General features: G+C 63.0%; 24 protein-coding genes and 1 tRNA gene. 6 read left to right on the forward strand and 19 right to left on the reverse strand.

Annotation, left to right across the window (positions count from 1 at the left end; genetic code table 11):
* Nucleotides 1–71: 71 nt before the first annotated feature.
* The gene (locus ACZ5ZH_RS01500) at nucleotides 72–350 is read left to right on the forward strand and encodes a chorismate mutase (protein ID WP_460987585.1); all 279 of its coding nucleotides are present in this window, start codon (nucleotides 72–74) and stop codon (nucleotides 348–350) included.
* Between the two features lie 158 nt (nucleotides 351–508).
* Here the strand turns inward: ACZ5ZH_RS01500 and ACZ5ZH_RS01505 are convergent, their stop codons facing one another.
* Genes ACZ5ZH_RS01505 through ACZ5ZH_RS01520 form a run of 4 tightly spaced genes read right to left on the reverse strand, consistent with a single transcriptional unit; the run spans nucleotide 509 to nucleotide 3046 of the window.
* Nucleotides 509–1399 (reverse strand): DMT family transporter, encoded by an 891-nt coding sequence (locus ACZ5ZH_RS01505; protein WP_464771955.1) that lies wholly within the window; start codon nucleotides 1397–1399, stop codon nucleotides 509–511.
* A complete protein-coding gene (locus tag ACZ5ZH_RS01510) occupies nucleotides 1396–2043 on the reverse strand; it encodes a heme exporter protein CcmB (protein ID WP_464771956.1) in 648 nt (215 codons plus the stop codon). The genes ACZ5ZH_RS01505 and ACZ5ZH_RS01510 overlap by 4 nt, the downstream gene beginning before the upstream one ends.
* Nucleotides 2040–2642, reverse strand: a complete 603-nt coding sequence (gene ccmA, locus ACZ5ZH_RS01515; protein WP_464771957.1) for a heme ABC exporter ATP-binding protein CcmA — start codon at nucleotides 2640–2642, stop codon at nucleotides 2040–2042. The genes ACZ5ZH_RS01510 and ccmA overlap by 4 nt, the downstream gene beginning before the upstream one ends.
* Entirely contained in the window at nucleotides 2639–3046 is a 408-nt protein-coding gene (locus tag ACZ5ZH_RS01520; protein ID WP_464771958.1) for a metallopeptidase family protein, read from the reverse strand. The genes ccmA and ACZ5ZH_RS01520 overlap by 4 nt, the downstream gene beginning before the upstream one ends.
* Nucleotides 3047–3086: 40 nt before the next feature.
* Here ACZ5ZH_RS01520 and ACZ5ZH_RS01525 point away from each other — a divergent pair, with 40 nt between their 5' ends.
* Complete coding sequence (locus ACZ5ZH_RS01525; RefSeq protein ID WP_464771959.1) at nucleotides 3087–3380, forward strand: 4a-hydroxytetrahydrobiopterin dehydratase; 294 nt, start codon at nucleotides 3087–3089, stop codon at nucleotides 3378–3380.
* Nucleotides 3381–3393: 13 nt separating this feature from the next.
* On the opposite strand, the gene ACZ5ZH_RS01530 is transcribed toward ACZ5ZH_RS01525, so the two are convergent.
* The 3 genes from ACZ5ZH_RS01530 to ACZ5ZH_RS01540 all read right to left on the reverse strand — a co-directional run bounded on the left by ACZ5ZH_RS01530 (nucleotide 3394) and on the right by ACZ5ZH_RS01540 (nucleotide 7100).
* Nucleotides 3394–3852, reverse strand: coding sequence for a hypothetical protein (locus ACZ5ZH_RS01530; protein ID WP_464772571.1), 459 nt, complete (start codon nucleotides 3850–3852; stop codon nucleotides 3394–3396).
* Complete coding sequence (locus ACZ5ZH_RS01535) at nucleotides 3821–6214, reverse strand: patatin-like protein (RefSeq protein ID WP_464771960.1); 2394 nt, start codon at nucleotides 6212–6214, stop codon at nucleotides 3821–3823. Before ACZ5ZH_RS01535 ends, ACZ5ZH_RS01530 begins: the two co-directional genes overlap by 32 nt.
* 190 nt (nucleotides 6215–6404) lie before the next feature.
* Nucleotides 6405–7100: an endonuclease/exonuclease/phosphatase family protein gene (locus ACZ5ZH_RS01540; protein ID WP_464771961.1), complete on the reverse strand. Its 696-nt coding sequence runs from the start codon at nucleotides 7098–7100 to the stop codon at nucleotides 6405–6407.
* 148 nt (nucleotides 7101–7248) lie between these two features.
* On the opposite strand from ACZ5ZH_RS01540, the gene radA reads away from it, so the two are divergent.
* Both radA and ACZ5ZH_RS01550 read left to right on the forward strand, forming a co-directional pair.
* Nucleotides 7249–8616, forward strand: coding sequence for a DNA repair protein RadA (gene radA, locus ACZ5ZH_RS01545; RefSeq protein ID WP_460987591.1), 1368 nt, complete (start codon nucleotides 7249–7251; stop codon nucleotides 8614–8616).
* 10 nt (nucleotides 8617–8626) lie between these two features.
* The gene (locus ACZ5ZH_RS01550; RefSeq protein ID WP_464771962.1) at nucleotides 8627–9145 is read left to right on the forward strand and encodes a CvpA family protein; all 519 of its coding nucleotides are present in this window, start codon (nucleotides 8627–8629) and stop codon (nucleotides 9143–9145) included.
* 3 nt (nucleotides 9146–9148) lie between these two features.
* On the opposite strand, the gene ACZ5ZH_RS01555 is transcribed toward ACZ5ZH_RS01550, so the two are convergent.
* From ACZ5ZH_RS01555 to rplU, 6 genes are all read right to left on the reverse strand, one after another.
* Nucleotides 9149–10063, reverse strand: a complete 915-nt coding sequence (locus ACZ5ZH_RS01555) for an NAD-dependent epimerase/dehydratase family protein (protein ID WP_464771963.1) — start codon at nucleotides 10061–10063, stop codon at nucleotides 9149–9151.
* 5 nt (nucleotides 10064–10068) lie between these two features.
* The gene (gene proB / locus ACZ5ZH_RS01560) at nucleotides 10069–11199 is read right to left on the reverse strand and encodes a glutamate 5-kinase (RefSeq protein ID WP_464771964.1); all 1131 of its coding nucleotides are present in this window, start codon (nucleotides 11197–11199) and stop codon (nucleotides 10069–10071) included.
* Between the two features lie 55 nt (nucleotides 11200–11254).
* Nucleotides 11255–12349, reverse strand: a complete 1095-nt coding sequence (gene obgE / locus ACZ5ZH_RS01565; protein ID WP_460987595.1) for a GTPase ObgE — start codon at nucleotides 12347–12349, stop codon at nucleotides 11255–11257.
* 110 nt (nucleotides 12350–12459) lie between these two features.
* Nucleotides 12460–13035 (reverse strand): GNAT family N-acetyltransferase, encoded by a 576-nt coding sequence (locus ACZ5ZH_RS01570; RefSeq protein ID WP_460987596.1) that lies wholly within the window; start codon nucleotides 13033–13035, stop codon nucleotides 12460–12462.
* A 273-nt stretch (nucleotides 13036–13308) separates the two neighbouring features.
* A complete protein-coding gene (gene rpmA / locus ACZ5ZH_RS01575) occupies nucleotides 13309–13578 on the reverse strand; it encodes a 50S ribosomal protein L27 (RefSeq protein ID WP_007683600.1) in 270 nt (89 codons plus the stop codon).
* A 30-nt stretch (nucleotides 13579–13608) separates the two neighbouring features.
* On the reverse strand, nucleotides 13609–13905 hold the full coding sequence (rplU, locus tag ACZ5ZH_RS01580) for a 50S ribosomal protein L21 (RefSeq protein ID WP_340265563.1): 297 nt from the start codon (nucleotides 13903–13905) through the stop codon (nucleotides 13609–13611).
* A 239-nt stretch (nucleotides 13906–14144) separates the two neighbouring features.
* Between rplU and ACZ5ZH_RS01585 the strand changes: the two genes are divergently transcribed.
* Both ACZ5ZH_RS01585 and ybaL read left to right on the forward strand, forming a co-directional pair.
* Nucleotides 14145–14495, forward strand: coding sequence for a hypothetical protein (locus tag ACZ5ZH_RS01585; RefSeq protein ID WP_460987597.1), 351 nt, complete (start codon nucleotides 14145–14147; stop codon nucleotides 14493–14495).
* 212 nt (nucleotides 14496–14707) lie between these two features.
* Nucleotides 14708–16348: a YbaL family putative K(+) efflux transporter gene (ybaL, locus tag ACZ5ZH_RS01590; RefSeq protein WP_460987598.1), complete on the forward strand. Its 1641-nt coding sequence runs from the start codon at nucleotides 14708–14710 to the stop codon at nucleotides 16346–16348.
* Nucleotides 16349–16422: 74 nt separating this feature from the next.
* On the opposite strand, the gene ACZ5ZH_RS01595 is transcribed toward ybaL, so the two are convergent.
* From ACZ5ZH_RS01595 to ACZ5ZH_RS01620, 6 genes are all read right to left on the reverse strand, one after another.
* Nucleotides 16423–18171 carry a DEAD/DEAH box helicase gene (locus ACZ5ZH_RS01595; protein WP_464771965.1) on the reverse strand — a complete coding sequence of 583 codons (1749 nt, stop codon included), beginning with the start codon at nucleotides 18169–18171 and terminating at the stop codon, nucleotides 16423–16425.
* A gap of 230 nt (nucleotides 18172–18401) precedes the next feature.
* Entirely contained in the window at nucleotides 18402–19100 is a 699-nt protein-coding gene (gene rplA / locus ACZ5ZH_RS01600; protein WP_196225489.1) for a 50S ribosomal protein L1, read from the reverse strand.
* A gap of 4 nt (nucleotides 19101–19104) precedes the next feature.
* On the reverse strand, nucleotides 19105–19536 hold the full coding sequence (gene rplK, locus ACZ5ZH_RS01605) for a 50S ribosomal protein L11 (protein ID WP_037464038.1): 432 nt from the start codon (nucleotides 19534–19536) through the stop codon (nucleotides 19105–19107).
* Nucleotides 19537–19787: 251 nt separating this feature from the next.
* A complete protein-coding gene (gene nusG / locus ACZ5ZH_RS01610; RefSeq protein WP_449471400.1) occupies nucleotides 19788–20324 on the reverse strand; it encodes a transcription termination/antitermination protein NusG in 537 nt (178 codons plus the stop codon).
* 58 nt (nucleotides 20325–20382) lie between these two features.
* On the reverse strand, nucleotides 20383–20589 hold the full coding sequence (gene secE, locus ACZ5ZH_RS01615; protein WP_196225490.1) for a preprotein translocase subunit SecE: 207 nt from the start codon (nucleotides 20587–20589) through the stop codon (nucleotides 20383–20385).
* A 168-nt stretch (nucleotides 20590–20757) separates the two neighbouring features.
* Nucleotides 20758–20833 (reverse strand) — tRNA-Trp (locus tag ACZ5ZH_RS01620).
* Nucleotides 20834–20846: the final 13 nt, after the last annotated feature.

Below are 20846 nucleotides of genomic sequence, written 5' to 3' on the forward strand. Positions count from 1 at the left end.
TTGGCAAGCGGGAATAGCTTGCACGGAGCGACGGATGGAGCAAAAAGCGCGCGGATATTTGGAGGATGAGCGTGGACGACACTTTGAAGCGGTATCGCGAGAGCATCGACAACATCGACGCCGCCCTCGTGTTCATGCTCGCCGAGCGCTTCAAGATCACGCAGGCCGTTGGTGAGTTCAAAGCGACGCACGCCCTGCCGCCCGCCGATCCGGGCCGCGAAGAACGGCAGATCAGCCGCCTCCGCCAGCTTGCGACCGATGCCAATCTCGACCCCGACTTCACGGAAAAATTCCTGCGCTTCATCATCGATGAAGTGATCCGCCATCACGAACGGTTGCGGGACGCCTGAGGGAATTATTTTCTTCCCGTTCGCCTTGAGCTTGTCGAGCCGGAGGCCGGCGAAGCCAACGGCCTTACTTTTCTTCAAAGCAAGCAAGGCCCTCATACCGAAGGCAAGGGGCTCCGTTAGAACCCCACTGTTGATCCCACGCCCAAAGTCGTCGTGTCCTAAGCCGGTTCGCTAACCGTTTCCCGCTTGCCCTGCGACCGCCCCAGCAGCACCCCCGTCAGCGCCAGCGCAAAGCCTGCCAACTGAACCGGCACCAGCTTTTCGCCGAACAGCAGCCAAGCCTCCACCGCGGCAAGCGGCGGCACCAGCAGCAACAGCATCGACATCCGCGTCGGTCCCTGCGTCCGCACCAGCCAAATCAGCAGCGACAGGCCGCCCGCCGACAGGCCCAGCACTGACCAGGCCAAGCCCAGCCATAATAAGGGCGCGCCATCCCAACGGGCCTCCCCCATAATAAGCGCCGCCGCGATCGGGACAATCGCACCGCCTGCATTTTGCACCGCGCCGGAAATCCAGATGCCGTCACCTGCTATGGAGCCGCGTTGCACCAGCGTACCCACAGCCATGGCGACCACCGCAAGCATTCCAGCGATCGCAGGCAAAATCGGCACCGCCCCCGCGCCCGACTTCTCGATGGCAGGCAGCAGCACGCAAACCACGCCCGCAATGGCGATCGCCAGCCCCGCCCATCCGCGCGCCAGCAGCCGATCACCCAGCAGGAACGCGCCCGCCACCGCCACCATCAATGGTTGCAGCGCGCCGAGCAGCGACATGATGCCAGCAGGCATGCCGTTATACACCGCCCACCAACTGACGGTCAGGTAAACGCCATGCAGCATCGCGCCCGCCGCCAGATGCAGCATCAGCCGCTTGCCCCGTGGCAACCTCTGACCCGCCCGCCAGGCAACGAAGCCCAACAACAGCGCCGTCAGCGTCATGCGCACGCTCAGGATCAGTTCCGGCGCGCCATGGGGCACCGTCCCACGCGCGACGATGAACCCTGTCGACCAGATCAGGACGAACAGCAGCGAAGCGCCGAAACCGATCACTCGCGCCCGGCCCGTATCGCCGCCCCCGCTGCAAAGGGCGTGATCGCGACGAGCAGCAGCGACGCAGCGCCCAGGAACTTCAGCGCCGCTCCGCTCCCATCGCCCAGCGTCCCCGCGCCAAATATCAGCAACGGCACCGCCAACGGCAGCGCCAGCAATCCGGCCAGCGCCCCGCTCGACCGCAGCCCCGCCGTCAAACTCGCCACCAGCAGCCCCAGCGCCGCCAGCGCTGGCGTGCCGATCAGCAGCCCCAGTTCCAGCATCCCGACCGTCGCGCCATCCAGCTTCAGCAGCGCGCTGGCGGGCAACGTCGCGATCATCAGCGCGGGACCAAAGCCGAGCCAGTGCGCAATCAGCCGCGCCAGCATCACCATTTCATCGCCAACGCCGCGCAAGGCTATCTGGTCAAGCACCCCCGCATCCCGGTCAGGCGCGACCAGCCGATCCACCGGCAACAGGCTCGCCAGCAGCGCCGCGATCCACAACATCCCGCCACCCGACCGCCGCAGCAGCGCAGCGTCCGGCCCCACTGCAAAAGGATAAAGGCTCGCCACCAGCAGCAGGAAAGCCACCGGCAGCCACAGTCCCGCCGACTGCCATGCCTGCCTCAAGTCCCGCGCGACCAGCAGCGCCACCACCCTCACGCCTCCTCCTCCGCGACATAGGCGCTAAGGTCGATCACCACGGGCGAAGCCATCGGCAACGGCTGATGCGACGCCGCAACCACAATACCGCCTCCCGACAGATGCGCCGCCACCGCTGTCCCGAGCAGCCCGAGCGACGCATCGTCCAGCCCATTGCCCGGCTCGTCCAGCAGCCACAGCCTAGCACCACTAGCAATCACCCGCGCCAGCGCCGCCCGTTTGCGCTGCCCGGTCGAGAGCATCCGCACCGGAATCCCGCCAAGCGGCCCCAGCGCCATAGCCTCCAGCGCCCGGTCCAGCGCACTCCCATCGACGCCGTCCAGCCGCGCCCAAAAACCAAGCGCCTCGCGCAAAGGCTCTTCCAGATCCAGCGCCAGCCGCTCATCGGCCAGCGCGATCCTGCCCCGCCGCTCGATCGTCCCTGCCATCGGCCGCAGCAGCCCCGCGCAAATGCGCATCAGGCTCGACTTGCCGATCCCGTTCGGCCCACGCAGCAGGGCGCTGCCCCCCGGCTCCAGCGCCAGGTCGACGCCCCGGAACAGCAGCCGCCCGCCACGCGCGCAGGCGATGCCCGACAGGCGCAGCGCCGCGTCGCTCATGGCGCGACCATGTCCTCCAACACGTGCATATCGATGTCAGAAAGGCCGAAATGATGGCCGATTTCATGCACCACCACATGGGTGATCAGCGCGTCGAGCGGCACGCCCGTTTCCACCCATTCATCCAGCAACGGCCGCCGGAAAAGATGCACCATGGGCGGGCCGTCTCCCGTCTGCTCGGGCTCCCCCACCGGCCGCCCGGTATAAAGGCCGGTCAGACCGAACGGGTCGTCAATCTCCATCTCCTTCAATATCCGTTCGTCGGCAAAATCCTCGACGAACAGGACCACGTTGGACAGATGGGACCGGAAAGGGTCGGGCAAGCGCCCCAGCGCCTCAAGCGCCAGTCGTTCGATCTGCGCTACGGTTGGCGCGAAAAGAGGGGGTTGACCGGCATCTGACATGGCTGCGACATAGGCGAAACAATATTATGAGGATAGAGCCATGATTGGTAAACTGTCCGGCGACGAACGGGCGCAGGGGCTTGCTTCTCTTGCCGATTGGACGCTGGTGAACAACCCCGAAGGCATCAAGCGGCGCTTCACCTTTGCCGACTTCAATGCCGCGTTCGGATTCATGACCCGCGTCGCGCTTCTGGCTGAGCAGGCAAACCACCATCCCGAATGGTTCAACGTCTATAACCGCGTGGACATCACCTTGACGACGCATGACGCCGACGGCCTGTCGCGCCGTGACATAGATCTTGCAAAGGCGATCGACGCACTGCTCCCCGCCTGAGCCGACGGTTCGATCAGGGTTGCCCTTCGATGCGATCCTCATAACCATGCAGCGCAGCGGTCACTGCCGGGTCACCAGCATAGCGGCGGCGCAGCATGGCGAGTTTCGCGTCGGTGCCGGTGCATAATTCGGCGATGCTTTCCATCAGGAACACGCGCCTTTCCCCATCATAGGGTTTCTCGCCCCGGAAATGGTCGCAACTGTCCCGATCGACCATGAAGCTGGTGACTTCCTGCGGGAAGGGCGTCGCCAGCGCAGCGTCGGGAGAGGGAGGCAGGTCCAGCGATCCGCGCGGTGCGGGCTGCGCCTGCACGGTTACCTCGGCCGAAGGGCGCTGCGGCGCCGCGACCACCTCGATCGGCTCACCCTCGATAGCGTTGGCGGAAAGCACGGGCTCTGGGGCAGTCACATTGTCCGTGGACGCGGCATCGCCAGACGCGTCACGGCAAGCCGCGGTCAGCGCCAGAATCATCACCAATGGAACCAGCCCCACCCGTGCGCCCACCGATTTCCTCCCGCAAAATGGCAATGAGATCAGCGACATGCGGTAGCCGCTGTTCCTCCTCATCGAGAATCGCCATGAATGCGGCTTGCCTATAATCGCGCACGCGTTCTTCCGAAAGGCGGCTTGCCGCGGGTAATGCGGAAATTACGATATCCAACAGCCGTTCGACACCATGAAGGCGTCCCCATAAATAGTCATTCTCCCGATAGGCCCGGCTAAAAAATGCACCGAAGTTATTGAATTCAATGCCTTTTAGCGTTGCTTCTGCCCCGCCTGACCGGATGGCGCTGCAGTCCTCAGGCGAAATCCGGTCCACCTTCACCGGATCATATTCTTCCATGGCGTGGCCCTGGAGCAACGGTAGGGTGGCGATGTCGTAAAAGGGGAAGCCGAGATAGGAGAGCAGCATGATCCGCCGCTCCGCCTTGGGAAGTCCCGCGAGCGCGTCGGCCAGCATCATCTCCGCCACATCATCCCGGGCCTTCAGGTCGCGTACCTGTGCGATCGCGTCCAGCGCCGCCGCCGGGTCGGAGGGCACCTGCTTGGCTGCGGCGCGGATCGCGCCATTATAGAAATCGGTGCCTTCGCATTCTGTATAATGCGCCATCGATTCATAGATGGCGTCGTGCATCTTCTGGATCGCGCCGTTGCCGGCCTCAGAATCGATTTCCAGCGTGTCGGCCAGCCGCCGAGCCAGAAAGCGCAGGCGGCGGATGCGAAAACTCAGGTCATGGGTGCGGAAGAAGGCGACCGGCGGCGATCCTGGCCCGACATCCTCGATCAGCTTGTCCGCGCCGATCGTCCGGACATGCGACCACAGCGCCTGCCGGAAATTTTCCCGCATCAACGGGCTGTCCTCATCGCTCAGGCGGAACAACAAGCCGGCCAGATCCTCGACGATGCCCGACAGCTTCAGATGACCATAGGCCGGAAAGGCGAAGCCTGCCGAGTTCGCCGCCCGCAACTGCGCCTTCGCGCGCCAGGCGGACAGCCGCGCGGGCGTCGGACGGTCAAGGAACAGCATGCCGCCAATCGTGTTTTCGACCTCCGCCTCGATCCCCGGCCTTAAGGCATTCAGAATGCGTACCATCCGGCGAATGCGCGAAGAATGGCGATCGATCGCTTCCAGATTGTCGCGGATCGGCTGCTCGCGCGGAATGTCGCTGAGCGCGCCGAAAATCGTGCGGAAGAAACCGGGCAGCTGAGCCTTGTCCTCTGGCGTCGCGTCTTCCTGCTCGCCCTCCCGGTTCAGCCGGATCGATCGACGGCCCGGCTTCGGATCAATATAGACGAAGCGCCGATCCACCTCGCGCCGCGACGGACGGTTGCGGAGAGCGCCGATCGCCTGTGCGAAGGGTGCGTTCGCCAGCACCGATCCGTCGATCAGTATCGCGTCCTCCGCGTTGCCGCGCGCCCAATGGCGCGGCAGGGCATGGGCCAGAAACGCGTCCCGGGTCGGCCATGCGCGGTGCCGCTGTTTCAGCACGCGGTCCAGTTCGCGCACCGTGAAGGGGGGGAATGCGCCGGGGAAGCTCGCCGTCGCCCGCGCGGCGAATACCAACTCGGCCGGGTCGGCGAACAGCCGGTCGCCACGCCCCCGCGCGTGGAAACCGATGGAAAGGCGATGTTCGGTTTCCACCACCTGGGGCGGGCTGTTGAGGTTTAGGCTTTGCGGATGGCCTTCGAAATCCGTGACCGTGACGAACAGGTCCAACGGGTGCCCCTCGGGCAACAGCGGTGGCCCGCGCTCGGCCGCTTCCATCGCATCGAAGGCGTCAAGCATCATCGCCGTGAAGATTTCACCGCCAAAGGGCGGTTCGAACCATCTGGACCGGATGAAATTCGACAGCTTGTGCCGCACCTCCTCGCGCGTATCGGGTGCGACGGTTCTCTCCACTGTGTCGCCGGGTCGCCGCGCGGCCATCCACACCAGCGGCGTTGCCCAGAATTTGCTGATCCGCCGCGCTGGACGCGCATCCGGGTCCAGCAACTGCTCCACATCGGCATTTTCCAGCCACAGATCGGTCAATGGCTCGAGCGACTGGCCGGTTTCGATCGCCTGCGCCAGAAATATGCCGTTGATGCCGCCCGCGCTCGCCCCGGCGATGATGTCGGGCATTACGCGCAACCGGATGCCGCTTGCCGCTTCCAGGTCTTCCAGCAGCTCCCTGTAAACCGCTTCGCTGCCCTTGCTGCTCGGGGTGCCGTCATGGAAACCCCGGCTTGCCCGCGCCAACCGCCAGATTTCCTTGGTGATGCCGTGCATATAGACGGCCAGACTGATCCCCCCATAGCAGACCAGCGCCAGTCGAAGTTCGCGCTCCTTCATGCGGCGCGACTCCTAAGCCCTACGCTGCAAGTGCTGCGGCCTTGTCCGGAACCCATCCCCCGTTCGCCTTGAGCCTGTCGAAGCCTGTCCTGAGCGCCTGCTGCAAGCAGGCAGTCTAAGGGGGCTTCACTTGTCCTTGATACCACAGGCAAAGGCTTCGTCAGGTCCAGTCCGAACGAAAACACCGAACTCACAACCGAAACTCCGCCCAGATTGGCAAATGATCCGAAGCCTTGCGCGACGCCGCACTGTCATGCACGCCGCTGTCCACCAGCTTCAATTGCCCGCAATGCATGATCCGGTCGAGATGCGCCACGGGCCGCCGCGCATGAAAGCTCCGTCCGCAAGGCGCGAAACTATAATGGCGCGCAAAGTCTGCCAGACACCCCCGATTGGCGCTCCATTCGTTGAGATCGCCCATCAGCACGGTCGGCATTGCGTCTCGTTGCGCCGCCGCATGGATGACCGCCGCCGCCTGCTTGCGTCGCCACAGCCCCGACAGGTCGAGATGCATGCCAAATACGCGCAGCTTCGACTTGCCCAGTTCAACCTCCGCCATCGTCGCGCCACGCGGTTCCAGGCAGGGCAGGTGCAGCACGTCATGGGTGCGGATCTCCGCCTCCTTCCGCACCAATATCGCGTTGCCATGCCAGCCCATCGAATCAACATGCACGTTCAACGGCACCGGCTTATATTGGCTCATCGATTCCAGCAGCCACGGCGGAATGGCGGCCGATCGAACGCCAAATCGGCGATCCGCTTCCTGCAGCGCGATCACGTCCGCGTCCAACTCTCCCAGCACCTCCAGCACTCGTTCGGGGCTGCGGCGGCGGTCGGTGCCAATGGCTTTGCGGATATTATAGCTGGCAACGCGTAACGACTTCATGGCGAGACAATGCGCCACATCCGCATGAGTTTCCAGCGCTCTTGGACGGTCTCCAAACTTCTTCGTCATAAGGCGGGCGGGGCGAGGGGGGGTGGTCCATCCGTTCTTTGTTCTTGAAACGTTCACCGTGGCAAGTCATAGCTCCCCCATGGCCAAGGCAAAGCGCAAATTCGTCTGTCAGCAGTGCGGCACGCTCTCCTCCCGCTGGCAGGGGCAATGCGATGACTGCGGCGAATGGAACAGCATTGTCGAGGAAGCGTCCGAGACCATCTTTTCCGCGCGCCATGATTTGCAAAGCGGCGGACGCGCCCTGACCCTCGTAGGCCTGAACAGTCAGGTTGAACTGCCCCAGCGCACCAGCACCGGCATCGCGGAGTTCGACCGCGCCTTGGGAGGCGGCATCGTTCCGGGTTCCGCCACGTTGATCGGCGGCGATCCGGGGATCGGCAAGTCCACCCTGTTGCTTCAGGCGGCCGCCCGCATCGCCGCGCGCGGCCTTTCCGTTGCTTACATCAGCGGTGAAGAAGCGGCGGATCAGGTGCGCCTGCGGGCGCAGCGCCTCGGCCTTGGCGACGCGCCCGTGCAACTCGCCAGCGCAACCTCCGTCCGCGACATCCTGACCACGCTGGGGGAGGGGGAGCCGCCCGCGCTGCTCGTCATCGACTCCATCCAGACGATGCACAGCGACCTTATCGAAGGCGCGCCGGGCACCGTCAGTCAGGTGCGCGCATCCAGCCAGGAACTCATCCGCTTCGCCAAGCAGCGCGGCACAGCCGTCATCCTCGTCGGCCATGTGACCAAGGATGGCAGCATCGCCGGGCCGCGCGTTCTTGAGCATATGGTCGACACGGTGCTGAGCTTCGAAGGCGAGCGCAGCCATCAATATCGCATCCTGCGCGCGATCAAGAACCGCTTCGGCGGCACCGACGAGATCGGCGTATTCGCGATGGTAGCGGAGGGGCTGGAGGAAGTCTCCAACCCATCGGCGCTGTTCCTCACCCATCGTGACGAAACCGTTACGGGCGCGACCGTCTTTCCTGCATTGGAGGGCACACGCCCCGTTCTGGTGGAGATACAGGCGCTCGTCGTCCGCCTGTCCAGCGGCGCCACGCCCCGGCGCGCGGTGGTGGGCTGGGACAGCGGCCGCCTCGCCATGGTCCTCGCCGTACTGGAAGCGCGCTGCGGCCTCAGCTTCTCCACCTGCGAAGTCTATCTGAACGTCGCTGGCGGCTACCGCCTGTCCGATCCCGCCGCCGACTTGGCGGTTGCCGCCGCGCTCATATCGGCGCTCGCGGAACGGCCGGTGCCCGCCGATCTGGTCCTCTTCGGCGAAATCGCGCTTTCGGGGGAAATCCGCCCCGTCGCTCATGCCCCGCTGCGCCTGCGCGAATCGGCCAAGCTTGGCTTTGAACGCGCCTATGTTCCCTCAGCAGTCGCTGACGGGGTGAAGGGAATAGCGGTCAGCGGCTACCGCGCGTTAAGCCAACTGGTTGACCAGATGCTCGGCCGCGGATAGCCCGGCGCTCATGAACGCCGTCGATATCCTCGTCCTTCTCGCCATCGGCGGGTGCGCCGTATTGGGCTTGCTTCGTGGTTTCGTTCTTGAAACCCTTTCGTTGATCGCCTGGGTCCTCGGCATCTTCGCCATCCGCCTCTTCCACCCCTCCGCCACCGAACTCCTCACCCCCCTGGTCGGAACCACCGGAGGCGCGTCAATTCTCGCATTCCTTCTTGTGTTCGGCATCACCTTCGGCGCAGGAAAACTCCTCGCCCACGCCATCGGCCGCCGCACCCGCCAGTCGATTCTTGGCCCCATCGATCGCGTCCTCGGCGGCGGCTTCGGCGCCATCAAGGGATTGATCGGCGCAACGCTGGTCTTCCTCGCATTCAGCCTGACCTACGACACCTTCTACGGCAGCGGAGAGCGCCGCCCCGATTGGCTTTCCGACGCCCGCACCTATCCGCTGCTCAACGCCAGCGGCCAAGCCATCAGCGAATTCGTGGCCGAACGCCGCGCCAGAAAGTCGGACGCCGAAAGCGACTGATCGCTATAGCCAGCCCTTTGCGCGGTAAGCGTCCGCTGTTGCTTTCAATCCCTCTTCGGTAGCAACTTCAGGCACCCACAATTTTTTGGGAGGCTGCTTGCGCTTTGTGACCACCCAATCGGGATGGCAGAAATAGCTGACCCTATCCTGCGTGAGTTTCGCGCCTTTGCCCCGCAGCATGCGATCCAGCCGCGCGCCGAGGCCCAGTGCCCAGTTGGGCGTGGAAAAAGTCCGCACGGGCCTTCCGACCGCTCGTCCGATCGCCTGTCCAAAGTCCAGATGGTCCCATCCGCCCGGCGTGCCGTCGTCCGCTTCATAACTGTGAGCAAGGCTCATCTCCGTCTCGCCAGCAAGCCGCAGAAGCAACCGACTGAGGTCGCTGACCTCGATCAGGGATAGCCGTCCACCCGGGGGTAGTAGCATGATGCCCCGCTTGGCCATCCGGAACAGCTCCAGCATTTCCCGATCACCCGGCCCATAGATCGCAGGCGGGCGCACGATCGTCCAATCCAGTCCGCTCGCCTTGACGTGACGTTCGGCGAGCGCTTTGGACCAGCCATAGTCGGACAGTTTTGGTTCCCGCGCGGCAAGCGAGGACACATGGACCAATCGCCGCACCCCGCGCTGCCGCATGGCATCGATGACCGCCATCGTCCCACGCGCGTTCCCGGCCTCGAACCCGTCGCGATCGGCCGCGTTTACGACGCCTGCAATATGGACCACCACGTCGGCGTCGCGTATCAGTGTGTTCAGCGCCGCACGGTCCTCAAGCGATCCGGGCACCCACTTTAGCCGGGCGCGAGGCGGCTGCGCCTTTCGGGTGATGGCTGTCACATGATGCCCAGCGTCCAAAGCCTGATTGAGCGTTTCGGCGCCGACAAAACCTGTCGCGCCGGTCATGGCGATGCGTAATTTCATGGGGATCAGACCATGGCCATCTGGTCGCGATGAACGAGTACGGATCGGGGCAGGTGGCCCAGCAAAGCCGCAATATCCTCACTGCGTTTGCCTGCGACCCTCGCCGCCTCCTCGCTGTCATACTCGCTTAGCCCACGCGCGATCACTCGGCCATCCGGCGCGACGATATCAACGACATCACCTCGCACGAATGCGCCTTCTATCTTCGCCACACCCGCAGGCAGCAAGCTGTTCCCGCGTCCTAACGCTTTTTCCGCACCGGCATCGACGATGATGCGCCCGCGAACGGTCAAACGCCCGGCAAGCCATCCCTTCCGCGCCCGCTTGGCAGGGGCCGCGAGGAAGATCGATCCCTTGCCACCATTGATCCAATGTGACAGCGGAGCATCGACCTTGCCGGAAATGATGGCGAGATGCGCTCCGGCCCCTGTCGCGATCCGCGCCGCCTCGATCTTGGAGGTCATGCCTCCCGATCCCATTCCAGAGGCGGATCCACTGTCCGCCATATTTGCGATCCGCGCGTCAATGCGCTCGATTGTGTCTATCAGCATGGCGCTCGCATCGACATGCGGGTTGGCGGTGTAAAGCCCATCGACGTCGGAAAGCAGCACCACCGCGTCGGCCCGTGCTGCCTGTCCGATACGTGCCGCCAGCCGATCGTTATCGCCAAAACGGATCTCCGCTGTGGCGACGCTGTCATTCTCATTTACCACCGGCACCACATTGAGTGTGATCAGGCGTTCCAAAGTCGCAGACGCATTCAGATAGCGCCGCCGATGCTCAAGATCGTCCAGAGTCACCAGCATCTGCGCGGCGGTGATCTCCTTGTCCTGCAACAACCGAGCCCAACATTGCGACAGTGCGATCTGTCCCGTTGCCGCTGCGGCCTGAGCGTCTTCCAGACTGCCACGCCCACCCTTCGGCAGCTTCAATCGCCGTGCGCCCAGCGCAATTGCGCCTGATGAAACGATAATGATCTGCTGCCCGGCTGCCTTGCGGTCAGCGACATCTTCGACCAAGGTTCGGAGCCACGCTTCGCGAACCTCGCCATTCCCATCGACCAGCAGGGCTGAGCCGATCTTGATGACCAGTCGCCGAACTTGAGAGGGGGGGAAGCCTGAAAGAGAGGAAGTCACGGGAATCAGTTCCGTCCGCCTGGAACGTGAAGTATAAGTGGAGAGTGAGGAGTGTTCAGATCGGCGACCATGAAGCGTCGCCTTCGTCACTGGCCTCTTCCTCCATCGGCCTGCCGTCCGCAAGCAATGGCAGGACAGCATCCAGCAGCGGTTGCACACCTTCGCCAGTCGCGCCCGAGATGATGAATATCTTCTCCACGCCAGCCTCCCGCCGGAGCTGGGCGGCGATGTCTTCCATCAATTCCGGCCCGAGCAGGTCGCCCTTGTTAAGCGCGACGATCTGCGGCTTGTCGGCGAGCCCCTCGCCATAGGCTTCCAGTTCATCCTGCACGATCCGGAACTGTTCGACCGGATCGTCCCCAGTGGCATCAACGAGGTGCAGCAGCACGCGGCAGCGCTCGATATGGCCAAGGAATCGGTCGCCGATGCCCGCACCTTCGGCTGCACCCTCGATCAAGCCAGGGATGTCTGCCAGGACGAATTCCTTGTCACGGTGCGTGACGACGCCGAGCTGCGGTTTGGTGGTGGTAAAGGCATAGGCCCCCACTTTGGCCTTCGTATTGGTCACCTGATTGATGAAGGTCGACTTGCCCGCGTTCGGCATTCCGACCAAACCCACGTCGGCGAGCAATTTAAGCCGCAGCCAGACCCACATTTCCTGTCCCGGCCAGCCCGTTCCATGCTGTCGCGGCGCACGGTTGGTGCTTGTCTTGTAAGACAGGTTGCCCCGGCCGCCATCGCCCCCGCGCAACAGGACCAAGCGTTGCCCTACCTCTGTGAAGTCGGCGAGAAGCTCCTGATCTTCATAGTCGGGATAACCATCCTCGTCCTCGGTGCCCTCGATAGGCTGGGGATCGGACAGGATCTGCGTTCCCACGGGCACCTTGACGACGAGGTCGTTTCCGCCTGCGCCGTAACGATTCTTTCCCGCACCCGGCATCCCACGCTGCGCCTTGAAATGCTGGGTGTAGCGGAAGTCGATGAGGGTATTGAGGCCAGCTACGGCTTCGAAGATGATATCTCCGCCCTTGCCGCCATTGCCGCCATCAGGGCCGCCATATTCGACATATTTTTCACGCCGGAAACTGACCGCGCCGGGGCCACCCCAGCCGGATTTTATGTATATTTTCGCCTGATCCAGAAAATGCATGGGCTGGCCCATAGCCGCTTATGACGCGGAATTAAACCTCGCCGTCTGCTATCGCTCGAAACTCACCTTTTCCATGCGGGACGGCGTCTGCCGACGCCGTCCTTCTTCGTTCAGGCCGCGAGCGCGGGCATGGCGTCGTGATAAAGGTCCATTGCAGGATCAATCATCATGCGCCCGGGCACGCCTTCTTCAAAAATCAGGCATTCAGCCGTATTTCCACGCGCCGGACTGTAACGTTGCTCCACCCGGCCGGTGTAACGAAAGCCGATTTTCCGAAGCACATTGCCTGACGCCGGATTGTCAGCGAAATGCGCTGCGCGAATCCCGCTGACGCCAGCTGCTCGGGCCATGCCGTACACCGCGCTGGCGGCCTCCGTCGCAAAGCCCAGCCCCCAATAGGGACGCGCTATCCAATAGCCGAGTTCAGGCGTGCCATCCTCGGTCAAATGGATGCCGCACCCGCCGACCAGGCGCGGAGCACCGCGAGTGCGGGAAAAAGCCAGAAGACGTGGCAGGCGTGTATCCTGCGGAAGGGCAAGGAAGCTGCGCGCGTCATCAATGTCATAGGGCGCCGACACGCGGACAAGGTTGCGCAGGACCGCCGGATCGCCAATCGCTTCGGCCAGCGCGGATGCGTCTTCCATCCAGCCGGGTCTCAGAAGCAGGCGGGGGGTACGGGCGAACATTTGAAAATCTCTCCTCTGATCGACACGCCAATGGCCGTAAAAAGTTACGGCTTGACGACTTCTTTCCTCTGGCTGTGCCCCGCCCGCATGACGCGTGAGAAGGCTCAGGGTTCCAGAGGTTTGAGGGAAAATGAGGGGAGGTGCCGCCGAACGGAAAAAGGGGCGCTCCCGGATGGGGCGCCCCTTTTTCCCTCGGATTATCAGAGATGGTCCAAGACCATCTTCCGGAAGGATCGCCCCAATGATGAGGGACGATCCGTCATTGAACGTCCGTTATTCGGCTGCTTCAGCCATGGCATCGACCGACACATATTTACGGCCGAGCTTGCCAGTATGGAATACCACACGACCTTCGCCCAGTGCGAAGAGGGTGTGATCCTTGCCCATGCCAACATTGCGGCCGGGATATACGCGCGTGCCGCGCTGGCGAATGATGATGTTGCCGCCGATCACTTCCTGACCGCCGAACTTCTTAACGCCAAGGCGCTTCGATTCCGAATCGCGACCGTTGCGCGATGAACCGCCAGCTTTCTTATGTGCCATGACTCAAACTCCTCGAAACTGGACTGCGGCTCAGGCGATCGACACGATCTTCAGGATCGTGTGGTTCTGGCGATGGCCGTTCTTGCGGCGGTAATTGTGACGACGGCGCTTCTTGAAAACGATAACCTTTTCGCCCTTCGCCTGCGCGATGATTTCGGCGGCGACGGTCAGCTTGCTGGCGTCCTTCACGTCGCTGCCTTCGCCGGCGAACAGGACGTCATCCAGCGTCACCTTATCACCAGCCTCACCGGCCAGCTTCTCGACGACGATCTTGTCTCCGGCGGCGACGCGATACTGCTTGCCGCCCGTGCGCACGACTGCGAACATGGCTCTTCTCTTCTTGTTCAAATCTGCTTTACGCAAATCGCCGAGGACATGACATCCTGTTGACCCGCGCGGGAATGTGGCCCGGTAGTGGACTGACTCGCTTATGTCAACCGGGAAGCCCCCTTCTTAAGGGTGGTTTTTGCGCAGGTCAGTGCCTATCTTCCCGTCTCGAAGGGAACCCGACGCGCATGATGCCGACATCGTATAGTACTGGCAGCATGAGAGGCAGGCTTCTCTTCATGCTGACCCTGTGGATGGCGATCGGTGTTGCGTTATTAAGTGCCCTGACGCCATTGGGGCCGCCGTCCAGCATAGCAACGGGCTCGGCGTTCAATCCCGCCACCACAGGCGTGGTGCTGAAGGCCCGGACCCAATCGGCACCGGCCGACTACCGCCTGACCCAGCCCGATGGTTCGGGCGACAACCCCTTGTTATCGCCATTGATGCCATGGTTGGTATCTGTAGCGGGCCTGTTGGCCGTCGTGGGGTGGTCGCGATCTAATCCCTCATATGTCCGCACCCGCCCCTCGCTCTTGCGCGGGGGTATTTCACACGCCTTTCACGCTCGCGCTCCGCCTGCCCTGACTTAACGCCCACTCCGTTAATCGTCAGGCAGGAGAGATCCATGACCCGCAGACAGTCACGCCGCAGCAACCGACGGCCGCCATGGTGGTTCATACCCGCCGTGTTCACTGGGCTGGGTGCTGCCGTCAGCCGCTATGCTAGCGGTCGCAGAATGAAAATATGATAGGCTGCCGGTGAAGGTTCAGAGGGCCGCACCGGCAGACAGGGAAGGACGTCCATGCCTCATCACACGCCCCTGATCGGAACAATCGTCGCGGGCCTCGTTGTTGCTTTCATAATGGGTGCCATTGCCCATCGTCTCAAACTTTCGCCGCTTGTCGGTTACCTTATCGCGGGGATCATGGTTGGTCCTTTCACCCCAGGCTTTGTCGCCAACACCAGTCTGGCCAACGAATTGGCCGAAATCGGTGTCATTCTGCTGATGTTCGGGGTGGGACTTCATTTTTCGCTGCGTGACTTGCTGTCGGTGAAGAATATCGCCGTACCCGGCGCCATTGGGCAGATCGCGGTGGCAACGCTGCTCGGCATGGGACTGTCGCACTATATGGGCTGGCCAGTGATGGGCGGCATTGTGTTCGGCCTCGCTCTTTCGGTCGCGAGTACGGTCGTCTTGCTGCGCGCCTTGCAGGGGGCGGATCTTGTGGAGACGCGGCGGGGGCGCATAGCTGTTGGCTGGCTGATCGTCGAGGATCTGGTGATGGTGCTGGCGTTGGTACTGCTACCCGCGTTGGCGAAGGTTATGAACAATGCAGACGCATCGGCCGGGATGGGTGACCTGCTGGCACCGCTGCTGAGTACCCTGCTGAAGGTGGCCGGTTTTGTCGCCCTGATGCTTGTGGTGGGCCGACGGGTCATTCCTTGGGCGTTGCACTGGGTAGTTCACACCGGATCGCGGGAGTTGTTTCGCCTGGCTGTGCTTGCCATCGCCCTTGGCGTGGCTTTCGGCGCGGCCGTGGCGTTCGATGTGTCATTTGCCTTGGGCGCCTTCTTCGCGGGCATGATCCTGGGCGAGACGCCGCTTAGCCGCCGCGCGACGGAGGAAACGCTGCCGCTGCGCGACGCATTCGCTGTGTTGTTCTTCGTGTCGGTGGGCATGTTGTTCAATCCGTCAGTGCTCGTCGAACAGCCGTTACCATTGCTGGCCACTGTAGCGATCATCATCGTCGGTAAGTCTATCGCCGCGTTCGCGATCGTGCGCGCCTTCGGCCATCCGGGAGATACTGCGCTGACGATCGCGGCGAGCCTGGCGCAGATCGGCGAGTTTTCCTTCATCCTCGCCACATTGGGCACTGGCTTGGGCGTGCTGCCTGCGGAAGGACGCGACTTGATCCTTGCGGGCGCGATTGTGTCGATCTTTTTGAATCCGTTCATCTTCTCGATGATCGTGCGGGCGCATAAGAAGGAGGAGATTGAGGAAGAAGCAGAAGCGGAAAAGGCGCGCCAGCGTCCGCACATCGGACATGTGATCCTGGTCGGATATGGCCGGGTCGGCAAGATGATTGCGGAGCGCCTGTCCGAACGCAATGCCCATTTCGTTGTGCTGGAGACGGACCCGGAACGAGCAGAGGAGGCCGCGGAGGCGGGCCATCCGGTAGTGCGGGGAAGTGCACTGGAGGACCGTTATTTGATGGCTGCTGGCATTTGCGAGGCTCGACGGTTGCTGATCGCGGTGCCGGAAGGGTTTGAAGGTGGTGCGATCCATGAGCATGCGCGTCACCTCAATCCCAACCTGCAGGTGATTGCGCGAGCGCATAGTGATGCAGAGGTCGCGCATCTGGAAGGGATTGGCGTGCCCCATGTCGTCATGGGAGAGCGTGAGCTGGCAGCGCGGATGCTTCAGTTATCCGGCGCGGGCTGAACGTCGGTTGAGGCTGTCTCAGTCAACAATGTGCTCCTGTAAAGCCAGGAGCACATTGTTTTGGGAGCGGTGTCTTATCCGCGTGGCTTGCGAGGCGGGCCTTTGCGGGGGCCGCCCTTGAAAGGCCGGGCGCCATAAGCTGGCTTCGGACCACGACCTTCATTCGGGCGGCCCTTGCCACGTGGCGGCCCTTCGCGGCGGTTCTCGCGCGCTGTGTCCCGAGGTGTTCCCTCAATCTGTTCGAACTGGACTTCAGCGCCCTCGTCGCTCGCCTCGCCCGTGCGCTTTACCGAGCCGATGAAGCGGGAAACGATGGCGCTGGGGATTTCGAACAGCGTCTCGTTGGCGGCGATCCGGATCGCGCCGATGTCCTGGCGTGACACATGGCCTCGGCGGCAGATCAGCGGCAGGATCCAACGCGGGTCGGCATTGTGACGGCGGCCGATGTCCATGCGGAACCAGACGGTATCCTCAAAGCCCGGACGAGGCCCATCGCGGCGCGGCGGGGCTTCGCTGGCGTCGAGCAGTTCTTCGGGCGCGGGGAGGGCGGCGCGGGCGCTTTTCACCAGCATCGCCGCGATCTCCTTGGCGGACTTGGTTTCCAGCAACTCGGCGCCCAGTGTCCAATCCAGCTCGTCCAGCTCGGCGCGCTCCATCAGCTTTTCGCGCAGGCGAGAATTGTCCTGCTCCTGGATCGCTTCCTTGCTCGGCGGAGTGCCCCATTCGACCGGGATTTTGGCGCCACGCAGCATGGATTCGACACGGCGGCGGCGGGGGTAGGGGACGATGAGGACAGCCGTGCCCTTCTTGCCTGCGCGCCCGGTGCGGCCGGAACGGTGCTGCATCGTTTCTGCATCGCGCGGGATTTCGACGTGCACGACGAGGCTGAGGTTGGGAAGGTCGATACCGCGCGCTGCGACGTCGGTGGCCACGCACACACGAGCGCGGCGGTCGCGGAGGGCTTGCAGCGCATGATTGCGCTCATTCTGGCTATGCTCACCCGACAGCGCCACGGCGGCGAAACCGCGTTCAGTGAGGCTGGCATGGAGGTGGCGGACATTGTCGCGGGTGGCGCAGAAGAGGATCGCGGTTTCTGCCTCATGATAGCGCAGCAGATTGACCACCGCGTTCTCGATGTCGGCGGGGGCGACCGTCACGGCCTGATAGGTGATATCGCCGTGCCCGCGTTCGTCGCTGACAGTCGAAATGCGCAGCGCGTCCTGCTGGTAGCGCTTGGCGAGCGCAACGATCGGCTTCGGCATGGTGGCGGAGAAGAGGAGGGTGCGGCGGCCTTCGGGCGCGCCGTCTAGAATCTCTTCCAGATCTTCGCGGAAGCCCATGTCGAGCATTTCGTCAGCTTCATCGAGGACGACGGTCTTGAGCCCTGACAAGTCCAGTGCGCCGCGTTCGAGATGGTCGCGCAGGCGGCCGGGGGTGCCGACGACGATGTGCGCGCCGTGGGAAAGGGCGCGGCGTTCCTTGGCGGCGTCCATGCCGCCGACGCAGGTGGCGATGCGGGCGCGGGCTTCGCCGTAGAGCCACTCCAGTTCACGGCTGACTTGCAGCGCCAGTTCGCGGGTGGGGGCGATGGCGAGCGCGAGCGGCTTTCCCGCTACGGGCAGGCGCATTTCTTCACCCAGCAGTTCGCCCGCCATGGCAAGGCCAAAAGCGACCGTCTTGCCTGAGCCGGTCTGCGCCGAGACGATGAGGTCGCGGCCTTCCGCTTCGGGCTGGGTGACTTCGGCCTGGACGGGGGTCAGGCTTTCATAGCCTTTTCGCGTCAGGGCGTCCGAGAGGAGGGGGGGGAGATGTTCAAAAGACATTATATTTTCCGTCGGTAAAGCGACCCGCCATTCCCGACGGATACATGATGACCTGATGTGCTTCGGCCGCTGCCGGAGCCCGGGATGCAAGGTCACACACCCCGAAGTTCACACCGTCCCTGAGGGACTTCTGCTCAAGGCAGAAATGGGTGCCGGAAGGCACCCAAATAAGAAGGCCGCCTTCCCCCGCAAAGAGGGAAGGCGGCCCCTATATTAACTATTGCGAGGGATCAGACCGAAGCGACTTCCGCCACATCGACCTTCACGCCCGGACCCATCGACGATGATAGGGCGATCTTGCGGACATATTTGCCCTTCGAACCCGACGGCTTCGCCTTGACGATTGCGTCAACGAAGGCGTCGAAATTCTTGCGCAGGTCTTCGGCCGAGAAGCTGGCCTTGCCGAGACCGGCGTGGATGATGCCAGCCTTTTCGACGCGGAATTCGATCTGACCACCCTTGGCGGCCTTCACGGCTTCAGCGACGTTCGGAGTGACGGTGCCGAGCTTCGGGTTCGGCATCAGGCCCTTGGGACCTAGAACCTTACCAAGGCGACCGACCAGGCCCATCATGTCGGGCGTGGCGATGACGCGCTGGAAGTCGATGTTGCCAGCCTGGATGCTGTCCAGCAGATCCTCGGCGCCCACGATGTCGGCGCCAGCGGCGGTCGCGGCTTCAGCCTTGTCGCCACGGGCGAACACGGCGACGCGAACGTCCTTGCCGGTGCCTGCGGGCAGGGTGACGACGCCACGGACCATCTGGTCGGCGTGACGCGGGTCAACGCCCAGGTTGATCGCGATTTCGACGCTTTCGTCGAACTTGGCGGTCGCGTGGGTCTTGATCAGGCCCAGCGCCTCGTCAACGCCGTGCAGCTTCTCACGGTCAACCGCAGTGGCGAGAGCCTTCGCCTTCTTCGTCAGCTTTGCCATGGTCTTAGCCCTCCACCACTTCGAGGCCCATCGCGCGAGCGGAGCCTTCGATGATCTTCGTCGCTGCGTCGATGTCGTTCGCGTTCAGGTCAACCATCTTGGCCTGCGCGATTTCGGCGAGCTGGGCGCGGGTGATCTTGCCAGCGACGACCTTGCCCGGCTCCTTGGAACCCGACTTCAGGTTAACGGCCTTCTTGATCAGATAGGTGGCGGGCGGCTGCTTCGTGACGAAGCTGAACGAGCGGTCCGCATAGACGGTGATGATGGTCGGCAGCGGCGTGCCCTTGTCCATCTTTTCCGTCGAGGCGTTGAACGCCTTGCAGAATTCCATGATGTTCACACCGCGCTGACCCAGCGCCGGACCGATCGGCGGCGAGGGGTTGGCGGCTCCAGCGGGCACCTGGAGCTTGATATAGCCCGTAATCTTCTTGGCCATTTTCAATCACTCTGTTGCTGGGAGGATCGCAAGCGACCCGCCCGGTTCAAGTTTAGCGGTCAAGCAGCGATCCCTGGGGATGCCTTCCGCACTATTATCCTCGCCCCTTCAGGGGAGAGGATACCGTAGCTTGCCAGTTTGCTGGCTAGCGTAGGTTGGAGAGGGGGTTAGCCCTCTCCCGCTGCGACCAACCTCGCCTTGCGGCTCGGTAAGTCTCGCTGCCCTCTCCCGCTTGCGGGAGAGGGGAATTCTTACTTCGACAGTTCGACCTGTTCGAAGTCCAGTTCGACCGGCGTGGCGCGGCCGAAGATCGACACGGACACCTTGACCCGGTTCTTTTCGAAATCCAGTTCCTCGACCGTGCCGTTGAAGCTGGCGAAGGGGCCGTCCAGAACCTTGACGCTGTCGCCGATTTCGTAATCGACACTGACCTTGTGCTTGGGCGCGGCTTCGGCGGCCTTCTGCGCACCGAAATAGCGGGCGGCTTCGCCTTCGCTGATCGCCTGCGGCTTACCCGACGAACCGAGGAATCCGGTGACCTTCGGCGTGTTCTTGACGAGGTGGTAGATGTCGTCGTTCATCGCGAGCTTCGCAAGGACGTAGCCCGGCATGAACTTGCGTTCGACCTGCACCTTCTTGCCGCGTTTCACTTCGGTCACGGTCTCGGTGGGGACTTCCACCTGTTCGACCAGCTGGGAGAGGCCCATGCGCTCGGCTTCGGACAGGATCGATTCCTTGACCTTGTTTTCGAAGCCCGAATAGGCGTGGATGATGTACCAGCGCGCCATGTTACCGTCTCAAACTCCTACCAGGCGATTTACTGGGAAATCGCGGTAATCCAAAACTTCAAGCCCGTCCGGCGGCGAACGCCAGCAGCCAGCGAACGATCGCCCCGAAAAAGGTGTCGATGCCGAAGAAGAAGAGGCCGAGCAGCGTGGTCATGATACCGACCATCACCGCAGTCATGACCGTTTCACGGCCCGTGGGCCACACGATCTTCGACGCTTCGGTCTTCACCTGATTGACGAATTCGCCCGGAGAAACCTTCGCCATCACTGCCTCAACAACTTTCGAACAAACACCAAAGCGCGAAGCAACAGTCCGCCCTCCGGACCCCGCCATGTCGGCGTCCCGGGGTGCGGCCGCTGGCTCCGCGACCCATCTTCGCTGGGGCAACTAACCGCGAACCTTTGAAAAATCAAGGATCAGCGCTCAGCGACCTGGCAGGAGTGGAGGGACTCGAACCCCCGGCATTCGGTTTTGGAGACCGACGCTCTACCAGCTGAGCTACACTCCTGTACCGGCGAAGG

The sequence above is a fragment of the Sphingobium sp. TomMM7A genome, from assembly GCF_055397305.1.